The sequence below is a fragment of the Stenotrophomonas sp. HMWF023 genome (genome assembly GCF_003060985.1).
GTDB classification, from domain to species: domain Bacteria; phylum Pseudomonadota; class Gammaproteobacteria; order Xanthomonadales; family Xanthomonadaceae; genus Stenotrophomonas; species Stenotrophomonas lactitubi.
Window position 1 is genome coordinate 1 of the sequence record NZ_QAIJ01000056.1, and the last position, 11,879, is coordinate 11,879.

Below are 11,879 nucleotides of genomic sequence, written 5' to 3' on the forward strand. Positions count from 1 at the left end.
CTGCAGCTGCCGTGACTTCCCTGTCGGCCAGAGCGCTGGCTCGCGCCCTGTCCCGCGCCCCGTTCATCGGGTCGACTTGTACTCGTAGTAGCCGTAGCTGTAGTAGCCGGTTGCCCGACGCTCAACCGCATTGAAGATCGCACCCTTCAACTGAACGTTGTTCTGTTCGAAGCGCTTGCGGGCAAGCATCAGCTCCTTGGGCTGGTTCAAGCCAAAGCGCGCGACCAGCAGGCAAGTGCCTGCATGGTGGGCGATGACCGCCGCGTCGGTTACTGCAAGGATCGGCGGCGTATCGATGATGACCAGATCGAAACGCTTCTCCACCTGTTCCAGCAGTTCCGTGAAATTGCGGTGCATCAGCAGTTCCGACGGGTTGGGCGGTACATCACCACGCGCAATGAAACTCAGGTTGTCCAGACCCGGGACCGCGCGGATGGCTTCATCCAACGAGGTCTTGCCAACAAGCACATCGGACAGGCCAGGGGTCTGGGTCGCACCCAGAGCCTTGTGCAACGTACCCTTGCGCATGTCGGCATCGATGATCAGCACTCGCTGGCCAGCCTGTGCGATGACCGCAGCCAGATTGGAGGAGACGAAGGTCTTGCCGGCGTTCGGACTGGAGCCGGAGATCAGAACGATGTTGTTCTTGGCCTCCAGGCGCGCGAAGTGCAGGCTGGTACGCAGGCTGCGCACCGCCTCGACAGCAAGGTCGGCCGGATCCTTGACCGCCAACAGATGGAGCTTGCCATCGGCGCGGAACTTGCCACGCACCGAATCGGACTGCTGCCCCGGACTGACCGGGATCGACGCATAGACCGGCAGGCCGATCTCTTCGATCTGGGACGGATCTTCAACACCGCGATTCAAGACTTGCCGCAGCAGCACCAGGCCAATCGAGAGAAACGCGCCCAACAAGGTCCCCACAAGCACGAGCAAGGATTTGCGTGGCTTCACCGGCTCGGTCGCTTCCACTTCGGCGGCATCGACGATCCGTACATTGCCAACGGTGCCAGCACGCGCAACATCCAGCTGCTGTGCCTGGTTCAGCATCGCGGTATACATCTCATTGCTGACCTGCAGGTCGCGAGTCAGTCGCAGCAGCTCCTGCTGCGCCTCCGGAAGCTGCTTCACCTGCCCCTGGAAGCCGCTCTTGCGCGCCTCCAGATCACCGATCTGACGCATCAGCGCCTGATAGGCGGGGTGATCACGAGTGAACTTGCGGTCCATCTCCGCCTGCTGCAGGCGCAGCTGCTGGATGCTGGTTTCGACCGCGACTTCCTGATCCAGCAACCCCTTGGTCTGCAGAGTAAGGTCGACCGAGTTGGCACGCATCTGGTAGGAACTCAGCGACTTCTGCGCTGCATCGACCTGGCTGCGCACATTGGGCAACTGCTCCTTGACGAAGGTCAACTGCGCCGAGGCCTCAGCCGAGTTCCGCTCAACATTCTGCCGGACATAGGCCTGCGCCACCTGCTGCAGAAAATTCTGCGCCAGCTCCGGATCTGCATTCTCGAACGCCAGAGTCAGTATCCCGGAGTCCTTGCCCGACTCACTGACAGAAACCTTCTTCTGCAGGTCATTGACAACGGCAAGGTGCCGGTGGCGGGTCACCTCGAAACGCATGCCCGGATGGGCACGGATCTCGGCCACCTGCATGGTGACGCCCTGCCCCGCCGCAACCTTGCCGATCTCGCCCCTCACAAGCAGGTTGTCCTGCTCATCGAACAGCTCATAGCTGCTGTTGTCCCCGGCGACAAGTGTCAGCGGGCGATCAATCAGCTTACGCGGCACGTCCAGCTGGAAAACATCCAGCTTCTCCCCACCCCAACCGAATCGCGTCATGCCAAAGCGAGTATCGGCAAGAGCATCCGGGGCGCTCCGCTCAGCCTTTCGTGCGAAGTACCCACCGAACAAGGGAAAGCGGTTGGGTTCGACTTCGATATCGAGCCTCAATGCGTTGACCGCACTTCCGACGACCGCTCGCGAAGTAATCAACGCAATCTCGGTCGTCGCCTCGGCGGAACCCGCGCCAATCCCCAGCGACTGGGAGAGATCCGACAGCCCTGGCAGGCTTGGCACTTTCGATTCCACCTGCACAATCGCATCAGCCCGGTAGATCGGAGTTGCGAGCAGCGCATATGCCGCCGCTGCAACGAAGAACCCTCCCGTAATTGCTGCGATCCACCACTTGTGGTCGATCAGTGTTCCAAGCAGCTGCCGCAGATCGATTTCATCGGTATCGTCCTGCGTCGGAATACGGGTGTTGGTGGTCATCTGTAGGAACTCTTCATATCAGGGGTACGGGATGTCGAAAGGGCCAACGCGGTGGTCACTAGAAGTGCCGCGCCCAACTTTCAACACCCTCGGCCATCAGCCTGTAAACATGCTCGAACGCCGGGCGTTGCTGGCGGTAGGGATCGGGAATTTCCCGGTCCTGCTGCCACTTCCCCAGCAGGAAGGTCTTACCGGAGGCCTGCGGCGCGACCTCGGCGATGCGATGGACGTGCTTGCGCTCCATGGTGAGCACCAGATCGGCCGAACCGAGGATGGCGTCGTCGATCTGGCGGGCGCGATGCAAATCGCCGTTGAGGCCATGCTCGACCAGCAACGCCTGTGCCGTGGCGTCGATGCCATGACCCACGAGTGCTCCCAGGCCAGCAGAGGACACCTGGATGCCCTTGCCCTCCAGGGACTGGCGAAGCATGACTTCAGCAGAAGGGCTGCGGCAGATGTTGCCCACACAAACAAAAAGAACGTTCTTGAACACTGACTCGGATCCTGTGGCATTCCGTGCGGCACCACCCAAAGCAGGAAGGTGACAGCCCTACAGGATACCTTACATGGCCATGACGGGGGACGAAATTGTCAGGAAATTCATCACATTACGGCCCAGTACCCGCGTCAAGCTGCGTCAATAAGCTGACTTCTGCCCCAGCACCTTCACCACCGTCAGCACGATGATCCGTGCATCCAGGGTCGGGCTCCAGCGCCGGATGTAGTCGATGTCGTACTGCACACGCTTCTTCATCGAACGCAGCTCAGGTGTCTCGCCACGCAAACCGTGCACCTGCGCCCATCCAGTGATACCCGGCTTGACGTAGTGACGGTGCATGTAACGCTCAATTACACGTTCATAGTGATCGTTGTGCTGGGTGGCATGCGGCCGCGGCCCCACGACCGACATGCTGCCACCCAGGACATTGAAGAACTGCGGCAACTCGTCGAGGCTGCTGCGGCGCAGGAAGGCACCAAAGCGCGTTACCCGCGGGTCGCCACGGGTGGCCTGGGTGATCTGCCCCGCCCCTTCCTCGTGTACCCGCATGGAACGGAACTTCAGCATCCAGAATTCCTTGCCCCCCAGGCCGTGCCGGCGCTGACGGAAGAACACCGGGCCTGGCGAGCTCAACTTCACGCCAAGGGCCAGGACGGCGAACAGCGGCGCCAGGGCGATCACTGCAACGCCTGCGACGAAGATGTCCTCCACACGCTTGAACAAGCGGAATCTGTGGTCCGCCAGTCCCTGGCGAACGCCGATCATGGCCACATCGCCGACCTGATGGACGCTGGGATTCAGCGCACCAAGCCCGGTGGTATCCGGAATCAACCGGACCGGAACGGGAAAACGCTCAATCTGTTTGAGTGTGTCGCGAATCGGCGCCGGGTCGCCGAACGGGAGGGAGACCCAGATCTGGTCAAACTCGCCACGATGCAGATTCAAGTACCCGGCAACATCGGCCAGACTACCGAGGCAGCGCGGCGCGTTGCCGCCCCGACGGGTGGCAATATCGCCAGCACTGGCAAAGTAGCCAACCACCTCCTTGCCCAGTTCCGGCTTGCCACGCAGCAGGCGATGAAGCTTCAGCGCCGGGGCACGCAGGCCGACGAGCAGGATCCGCTCACGATCCATTCCCCGGGATCGAAGCCGGTGCAACTGCACCCGCAGCAGCACGCGCAGAGCCACCATCGCGCCCAGCCCGGAGACATACCAGCCGACCAGCCACGTGGCTGGCACTGCATCGGCGAGCCCGATCAGGACGGCATAGAGCGAGAACAGCGCGAACGTCCCAGACCACGCCAGCAGCAACAGCCAGAGATCGGCCAGCAAACCGCGTATCCGCCAGTTGCGGTAGACCGGTGCGACAGAGAAACAGACGATCGCGCTGAGGATCACCGCGCCGAAAACGATGCGCTGGGATTGATTCGGCACCGCTGCGCCGTACAGCACGATGTGGGAGAGAACGGCCATTCCCGGCAGCAGCAACAGGTCGCCCAAGCGCAGCCCAAGCTCCAGGGCAGCCCGGGCCTCGACGCGTCTCCGGCCCGCCCGGGCCCCTTGTGCGGGGAGATCTTCTACGGATCCATGTAGCAAGGCACTTCTCCAGATTAAGCCGACTAGACAGCAAACGTGCTGTCCGTCACATGCCGAGGCTCCCCAAGCCGGCACGAAACTGTCGCGATGGCGTCAATTACTTGTAGATGAATTGTGTACGAAACTTGACGCAATTGGTAGGAAGCTACCGATGAAGGTGCGCGCGCAAACCCGGCAACCAGTCCTATAACATTGAAAATGCTGGAATTTTTCAATATTTCAAATTGCATCAAAGTTTTCCGAAATGCATCAACCCGCGTCCAATTGTTGACACCATCACACTGGGCATTCACGTCTTCATGCTTGCCCCAGCGCAGTGATCACCACAATTTCAGCGAGAGAGCATTTCCTTCCTGCACCGCATCAAGCCCCTTCCCGCCCCTCTGCTACCATCGACGGTTCTGTCCATCGCGCCCCCACTTGCCCGCGACGGCACCAAATACAACGTAACGAAACACAGGAGTCTGCATGTCTTCCGAGCTGCTCAAGTCCCTTGGTCTGGACGCGATCAACGCTGGCACCTACCTGGGCAACGGGGAGTGGTCGAGCGCTACCGGCGGTGAGCTGATCACCCCGATCAACCCGACCACCGGCGAGCCGATCGCGCAGGTCCGCGCCACCACCGAAGCCGAGTACGAAACCGTCATCGCTCGTGCGCAGGAAGCCTTCAAGGTCTGGCGCACCACCCCGGCGCCGCGCCGCGGTGAAGCCGTGCGCCTGTGCGGCGAAGCGCTGCGCAAGCACAAGGACGCCCTCGGTTCGCTGGTCGCGCTGGAAATGGGCAAGAGCAAGCCCGAAGGCGACGGTGAAGTGCAGGAGATGATCGACATCGCCGACTTCGCCGTGGGCCAGAGCCGCATGCTGTACGGCTACACCATGCATTCCGAGCGCCCCGGCCACCGCATGTACGAGCAGTACCAGCCGCTCGGCCTGGTCGGCATCATCAGCGCGTTCAACTTCCCGGTCGCGGTGTGGGCATGGAACTCGTTCCTGGCCACGATCTGCGGCGACATCTGCCTGTGGAAGCCGTCCAACAAGACCCCGCTGACCGCCATCGCCTCGATGCGCATCTGCAATGAAGCGCTGCGCGATGCCGGTTTCCCGGACCTGTTCTTCCTGATCAACGACGCCGGTACCGCGCTGTCGGAAAAGATGGTGGCCGACAAGCGCGTGCCGCTGATCAGCTTCACCGGTTCGACCCAGGTTGGCCGCACCGTCGCCGAGAAGGTCGCGCACCGCCTCGGCCGCTGCCTGCTGGAACTGGGCGGCAACAACGCGATCATCCTCGACGAAACCGCCGACCTGAAGCTGGCGATCCCCGGCATCGTGTTCGGTGCGGTCGGCACCGCTGGCCAGCGCTGCACCACCACCCGCCGCCTGATCGTGCACGAATCCATCCATGACGACGTGCTGGCCACGCTGGTCAAGGCGTACAAGCAGGTGGAAGGCAAGATCGGCGATCCGACCGACCCGGCCAACCTGATGGGCCCGCTGAACAGCGACGGTGCCGTACAGCAGTTCCTGGCCTCCATCGAAAAGGCCAAGGCCAGCGGCGGCACCATCGAAACCGGCGGTACGCGCATCGACCGCGCCGGCAATTTCGTGCTGCCGGCCATTGTCACCGGCCTGAAGAACAGCGATGAAGTGGTGCAGCACGAGACCTTCGCGCCGATCCTGTACGTGATGAAGTACAGCACGCTGGACGAAGCCATCGACATGCAGAACGGCGTGCCGCAGGGCCTGTCGTCCTCGATCTTCACCACCAACCTGAAGACGGCCGAGCGCTTCCTGTCGGCGGCCGGTTCGGACTGCGGCATCGCCAACGTCAACATCGGCACCTCAGGCGCGGAAATCGGTGGCGCCTTCGGTGGCGAGAAGGACACCGGCGGTGGTCGCGAATCCGGTTCGGATGCATGGAAGGTCTACATGCGCCGCCAGACCAACACCATCAACTATTCGGATTCGCTGCCGCTGGCCCAGGGCATCAAGTTCGACCTGTGATGGCAGAAACCGCGTCTCTGCGCGAGGGCCAGCCGGTGATCGATTTCACCGGCCGCCGGGTGTTGATCGCCGGCGGCAGCAAGGGCATTGGCCGCGAACTGGCGCTGGCGTTTGCCGGCGCCGGTGCGCAGGTTTCGGTCTGCGCCCGCGGCCAGACCGGGCTCGACGCCCTGCAGGCCGATGCGCGGGCACAGGGCACGCAGCTGCACACCTTCGCCGCCGATCTGGGTGATCCTGCCCTGATCGGCGCCTGGCTGCAGGCCGCCGCCGACACACTCGGCGGCATCGATGTGCTGGTCAACAACGCCACCGGATACGGCATGGCCGATGACGAGGACGGCTGGGCCGCCAGCCTGCAGATCGACCTGATGGCCGCTGTCCGCGCTTCGCGCCTTGCGTTGCCGTGGCTGCGCGCCTCGTCGGACGCCTGCATCCTCAATCTATCCTCGATCGCCGCGCAGCAGCCGCGTCCCGGCGGTGCACCGTACGCGGCGGCCAAGGCCGCGCTCTCGCACTACACCACCTCGCAGGCGCTGGCTCTGGCGCCGGATCGGATCCGGGTCAACGCCATTGCACCAGGTTCGATTGAATTCGCCGATGGCCTCTGGGATCGGCGTCGTACCGAAGATCCGGCGCTGTACCACGGCACCCTGGCGAAGATTCCGTTCGGCCGCTTCGGGCAGCCGCGCGAAATTGCCGACGCCGCGTTGTTCCTGTGCTCGCCGCTGGCGCGCTGGATCACCGGCCATGTGCTCAACGTCGATGGCGGCCAGGTATTGATGGGCTAGCGCCGATACCTCGGTAGCTGCCAACCTTGGTTGGTGCCGCCTTCGTCGACCAAGGTCGACGCCTACCAACGCCACCCCGCTCCCGGCTCCGAAGGTTGCCAACCTTGCTTGGCAGCCTTGCATTGGCCGGACCATGGGATTGCCGGGGCAGAGGCACTATCATGTCGGCACTGCCACGGAGGACTCGATGAGCGTGCCACCCCGACAGAGCAACGCCCTGGCCGTGGTCAGCCTGATCGCGGGCATCTGCAGCTGGACCGTGCTGCCGGGTGTCGCCGCCGTCGTCGCCATCATCACCGGGCACCTGGCCCGCGCCGAGATCCGCCGCCGCGCTGGCGAACAGGACGGCGATGGCATGGCCCTGGCCGGACTGATCATGGGCTGGCTCAACATCCTCGCTGCGGTGGGCCTGGTGGCCATCCTGATCTTCGCGATGGTGGCCGCCGGTGCCGACGCAAAACCTGGACTGCGCTGGTGAAAGGACGATGACCTCCCCGGACAGCACTGAACGCTTCAGCAGCCGCGTCGCGGACTATGTCCGCTACCGCCCCGACTATCCGGTCGCGCTGATGGACTGGCTGCATGGCCCGATGGCCGTGGCAACCAGCGCGCTGGTTGCTGACATCGGCGCAGGCACCGGCATCTCCAGCCGCCAGTTCCTGGCCGCTGGCCATCCACTGGTCGCCGTCGAACCCAACGCGGCGATGCGCGCTGCCGCCGAACACTGGCTGGCGCCGCAGTATCCGCAGTTCTCCGCCGTCGATGGCCGTGCCGAGACCACCGGCCTGGCCGATGCCAGCGTTGATCTGGTCAGCGCCGCGCAGGCCTTCCACTGGTTCGACACCGTGGCCGTGCGCGCCGAGTGGCAGCGCATCCTGCGCCCGGGCGGGCTGGCACTGATCTACTGGAATTCGCGCCTGCTCGATGCCAGTCCGTTCCTGGTCGGCTACGAGCAACTGCTGCTGGACTACGGCACCGACTACACCGCCGTGGCCGAACGCTACCAGGACGACGCCACCATGCAGGCCTGGTTCGGTACCGGTCTGCGCGGCATGGTGCAGCTGCCGAACGTGCAGCACCTGGACCTGGACGCCCTGAGTGGGCGCCTGCTGTCTTCTTCCTACGCGCCGCAGCCCGGCCATCCGCGCCACGCGCCGATGCTGGCTGCGCTGCAGGACCTGTTCGCCGCCCACGCGGTCGACGGCCAGGTCTCTTTTGAATATCGAACCCGAGCCTTCCTCGGCACGCTGGACTGAAACCTACGCATGTATTCGCTTGCCCGCCCCTTCCTGTTCTCGCTCGACGCCGAACGCGCCCACGGTCTCGGCCTGTCCGCTCTGGACCTGGCCTATCGCACCGGCACCACGCCGCTGGTGGCCGCACGCATCGCGCCGATGCCCAGCACGGTGTTCGGGCTGACGTTCCCCAATCCGGTCGGCCTTGCTGCTGGCCTGGACAAGAATGGCGAGCACATCGATGCACTGTTCGCGCTGGGCTTCGGTTTTGTGGAGATCGGCACGATCACGCCGCGACCGCAGGCCGGCAACCCGAAGCCGCGCCTGTTCCGGCTGCCGGCGCACAACGCGATCATCAACCGCATGGGCTTCAACAATGCGGGCGTGGATGCGCTGGTGCGCAACGTCGAACGCGCGCGCAACCGGCGCGGCCTGCTCGGCATCAACATCGGCAAGAACAAGGACACCCCCAACGAACAGGCCGCCGATGACTACATCGCCTGCATGGACAAGGTGTACCCGCTGGCCGACTACATCACCGTCAACATTTCCTCGCCCAATACCGCCGGCCTGCGCGAACTGCAGGAAGAGACCGCGCTGCGGCAGCTGGTCAGCCAGCTGCGTGAGCGCCAGGAAGCGCTGGCTGCGCAGCATGGCCGGCGTGTGCCGATGCTGGTCAAGGTGGCCCCGGACCTCAACGAGCGCGACATCGACGCCGCCGCGCGCGTACTGGGCGAACTGCAGGTGGACGGTGTGATCGCCACCAACACCACCATCGACCACAGCCGGGTTGCCGGCGATCCGCTGGCCAATGAAGCCGGCGGGCTTTCCGGCGCACCGGTGCTGGAACAGTCCACCCTGGTGCTGCGCCGCCTGCGCGCGCGCCTGCCCGAATCGGTGCCGCTGGTCGGTGTCGGCGGCATCCTGTCCGGTGCCGACGCCGTGGCCAAGATGGCCGCCGGTGCGGCTCTGGTGCAGTGCTACAGCGGTCTGATCTTCAAGGGCCCGGCGCTGGTCGCCGATTGTGTGGAGGCGATCCGACGCCGACGCGAGGCGCCCAGCCGTGGCGCGGTGGCACCGCTGTGAGTACCCCCATGGACGACACCAACAACGCTGCAACCCCGCTGCGCTGGACCCTGACCCGCAACGCACCGCTGCAGGCACTGAACACCTTCCACGTGCAGGCCAGCGCCGCGCAGTTGCTGGAACTGCACGATGCCGCGCTGCTGCCGGAGGTCCTGGCCCTGCCGGATGTGGCCGACGGCCCGCTGCTGGTGCTCGGCAGCGGCAGCAACGTGCTGATCGCCAACGACCTGTCCGGCACCGTGCTGGTGTTCGGCAACCGCGAAATCACTTTCCTTGAACACCGTGCGGACCACGCGGTGATCCGCGCCGGAGCCGGCGTGTCCTGGCACGGGCTGGTGATGTGGTCGCTGCAGGAAGGCCTGTCCGGGCTGGAAAACCTGGCGCTGATTCCCGGCACGGCCGGTGCATCGCCGATCCAGAACATCGGCGCCTATGGCGCACAGGTCGGCGAGTTCATCCAGACCGTAGAGGCCTGGGACTGCCTGGAAAAGACCTGGGTACGGCTGGACAATGAACAGTGCGGCTTCGCCTACCGCGACAGCGTGTTCAAGCAGCAACCGGACCGCTATCTGATCACCGCCATTGAGCTGAAGCTGCCACTGCTGCATGACCTGCGCATGGGCTACGCCGGCATCCGCGAAGAACTGGAGGCGCAGGGCGTGGAACTGCCGAGCGCGGTGGACGTCGCCAATGCCGTGATCGCGATCCGTCGCCGCAAGCTGCCCGACCCCGACGTGCTGGGCAATGCAGGCAGCTTCTTCAAGAACCCGGTACTGCCGCTGGAACAGGTGGAGGTGCTGCTGCAGCACTTCCCCGAGCTGCCGGTGTTTCCGGCAGACCGTGACGACCGCCGCAAGGTCTCGGCCGCATGGATGATCGAATCCTGCGGCTGGAAGGGCTTCCGCGAGGGCGATGCCGGCGTTGCGCCCAGCCATGCGCTGGTACTGGTCAACCACGGCAACGCCACCGGCACTGAACTGCTGGCGCTGGCACGGCGGATCTCCGCCTCGGTGCTGGAGAAGTTCGGCGTACCGATCGAACCGGAGCCCCGCCTGCTCGGCGCACAGTGGTGAGCACACCGGTCCTACCCGTCAGCGCCACCCCATTGCGGGCGGCGCTGCTGATGCTTGGCAGCACCATGGCGTTCGGCCTGATGGCGGTGGCGATCCGCTATGCCACCCGCTACGTGCCGACCCAGGAAGTAGCGTTCTTCCGCAATGCCTTCGGCCTGCTCGCGCTGCTGCCGATGCTGCTGCGCCCGGGCCATGCACCGTTGAAGACCCAGCAGCTACCGCGCTATTTCGTGCGCAGCGCGATCGGCCTGGGGTCGATGCTGTGCGCGTTCTGGGCGCTGGGCCACCTGCCACTGGCACAGGCCGTTTCGCTGTCCTACTCCACGCCGTTGTTCGTCACCATCGCGGCGGTGCTGTGGCTGGGCGAAACGGTGCGCGTACGGCGCTGGGCGGCTGTGGTGGTCGGCTTCATCGGCGTGCTGGTGATCGTGCGGCCGGGCACTGCCGGTTTCACTTCCGGCAGCCTGATTGCCGTGGCAGCCGCCGTGCTCAGCTCGCTGGTGGCGATCCAGATCAAGCAGCTCACCCGCATCGACAGCGCCGACACCGTGGTGCTCTACACCTACGTGTTCTGGGTGCCGCTGTCACTGATACCAGCGTTGTTCGTCTGGGTCTGGCCCGCTGGTATCGCCTGGGTCTGGCTGCTGGCCACCGGCGTGCTGGGCACCATCGGCCAGTTGTTGTGGACGCGTGCGTTACGACTGGGCGAGGTCTCCGCGCTGACGCCGATCAGTTTCCTGCAGTTGCCGCTGGTGACCTTGTGCGGCTGGCTGCTGTTTGCCGAGACGGTTGATCGCTGGACGATCATTGGCGCCGGCATCATCCTCGCCGCCAACGCTTACATCGCCCACCGCGAAGCGGTGCTGTCACGGCGTGCAGCGAGCGTCGCCGCGAGCGCGGCTGCCAAGCCGGCAGAGTAAGGGTTCCGGCCGGGCTGCGCCCGGCACCCGCAGAGGCCGGAGCAACTGCAACAGCCGAAGCAACTTCAATAGCGGCATTCCGTGGGATGGCGGGGTAGTGTCGGATTGCGGGGACGCCGTAAATACGTCCCTGTAGGCTTGGCCGCGGCATCCATGCCGCGGACACCCCGCAATCCGACACCACCCCACCTCTGACAGTTTCCGGGTGTCTGGTAGATCCACGCCATGCGTGGATGAATCTCCATCGAAATCGAACATTTCGACAATTGATTGAAGAGCATCCACGCATGGCGTGGATCTACGTGTCGACCAAAGTCGACACCCACCAAGAGCAAGTCATGCCATCCCAACAGATTGCGGAGATCTGTCGAAGGCGGGGTGGGTCCGGTTGCGGGGGTGTCCGCGGC

At 64.4% G+C, this 11,879-nt stretch carries 10 protein-coding genes; 7 read left to right on the forward strand and 3 right to left on the reverse strand.

Features of this window, described 5'->3' with window-relative positions; all coding sequences use genetic code 11:
- Positions 1-63 precede the first annotated feature (63 nt).
- The 3 genes from DBR20_RS02210 to DBR20_RS02220 form a co-directional block, all read right to left on the reverse strand.
- Complete coding sequence (locus tag DBR20_RS02210; protein ID WP_108265035.1) at positions 64-2,274, reverse strand: polysaccharide biosynthesis tyrosine autokinase; 2,211 nt, start codon at positions 2,272-2,274, stop codon at positions 64-66.
- Between the two features lie 58 nt (positions 2,275-2,332).
- On the reverse strand, positions 2,333-2,767 hold the full coding sequence (locus tag DBR20_RS02215; protein WP_108265036.1) for a low molecular weight protein-tyrosine-phosphatase: 435 nt from the start codon (positions 2,765-2,767) through the stop codon (positions 2,333-2,335).
- Positions 2,768-2,911: 144 nt separating this feature from the next.
- A complete protein-coding gene (locus DBR20_RS02220) occupies positions 2,912-4,369 on the reverse strand; it encodes an undecaprenyl-phosphate glucose phosphotransferase (protein ID WP_108265037.1) in 1,458 nt (485 codons plus the stop codon).
- 468 nt (positions 4,370-4,837) lie between these two features.
- Between DBR20_RS02220 and DBR20_RS02225 the strand changes: the two genes are divergently transcribed.
- From DBR20_RS02225 to DBR20_RS02255, 7 genes are all read left to right on the forward strand, one after another.
- Positions 4,838-6,370 (forward strand): aldehyde dehydrogenase family protein, encoded by a 1,533-nt coding sequence (locus DBR20_RS02225; RefSeq protein ID WP_025874884.1) that lies wholly within the window; start codon positions 4,838-4,840, stop codon positions 6,368-6,370.
- Positions 6,370-7,158, forward strand: a complete 789-nt coding sequence (locus DBR20_RS02230) for an SDR family oxidoreductase (RefSeq protein WP_108265038.1) — start codon at positions 6,370-6,372, stop codon at positions 7,156-7,158. The genes DBR20_RS02225 and DBR20_RS02230 overlap by 1 nt, the downstream gene beginning before the upstream one ends.
- 187 nt (positions 7,159-7,345) lie before the next feature.
- A complete protein-coding gene (locus DBR20_RS02235; RefSeq protein ID WP_108265039.1) occupies positions 7,346-7,636 on the forward strand; it encodes a DUF4190 domain-containing protein in 291 nt (96 codons plus the stop codon).
- Between the two features lie 7 nt (positions 7,637-7,643).
- A complete protein-coding gene (locus DBR20_RS02240) occupies positions 7,644-8,414 on the forward strand; it encodes a class I SAM-dependent methyltransferase (RefSeq protein ID WP_108265040.1) in 771 nt (256 codons plus the stop codon).
- A gap of 9 nt (positions 8,415-8,423) precedes the next feature.
- Complete coding sequence (locus DBR20_RS02245; RefSeq protein ID WP_089240644.1) at positions 8,424-9,479, forward strand: quinone-dependent dihydroorotate dehydrogenase; 1,056 nt, start codon at positions 8,424-8,426, stop codon at positions 9,477-9,479.
- A gap of 8 nt (positions 9,480-9,487) precedes the next feature.
- The gene (gene murB, locus DBR20_RS02250; protein ID WP_108265041.1) at positions 9,488-10,552 is read left to right on the forward strand and encodes a UDP-N-acetylmuramate dehydrogenase; all 1,065 of its coding nucleotides are present in this window, start codon (positions 9,488-9,490) and stop codon (positions 10,550-10,552) included.
- Between the two features lie 32 nt (positions 10,553-10,584).
- Positions 10,585-11,472, forward strand: coding sequence for a DMT family transporter (locus tag DBR20_RS02255; RefSeq protein ID WP_108265042.1), 888 nt, complete (start codon positions 10,585-10,587; stop codon positions 11,470-11,472).
- Positions 11,473-11,879: the final 407 nt, after the last annotated feature.

Bases quoted from the DNA above. Each gene is read 5' to 3' on its own strand.
- murB (WP_108265041.1), top strand. From the start codon at position 9,488: ATGGACGACACCAACAACGCTGCAACCCCGCTGCGCTGGACCCTGACC.
- DBR20_RS02240 (WP_108265040.1), top strand. From the start codon at position 7,644: ATGACCTCCCCGGACAGCACTGAACGCTTCAGCAGCCGCGTCGCGGAC.
- DBR20_RS02225 (WP_025874884.1), top strand. From the start codon at position 4,838: ATGTCTTCCGAGCTGCTCAAGTCCCTTGGTCTGGACGCGATCAACGCT.
- DBR20_RS02230 (WP_108265038.1), top strand. From the start codon at position 6,370: ATGGCAGAAACCGCGTCTCTGCGCGAGGGCCAGCCGGTGATCGATTTC.
- DBR20_RS02235 (WP_108265039.1), top strand. From the start codon at position 7,346: ATGAGCGTGCCACCCCGACAGAGCAACGCCCTGGCCGTGGTCAGCCTG.
- DBR20_RS02245 (WP_089240644.1), top strand. From the start codon at position 8,424: ATGTATTCGCTTGCCCGCCCCTTCCTGTTCTCGCTCGACGCCGAACGC.
- DBR20_RS02210 (WP_108265035.1), bottom strand. From the start codon at position 2,274: ATGACCACCAACACCCGTATTCCGACGCAGGACGATACCGATGAAATC.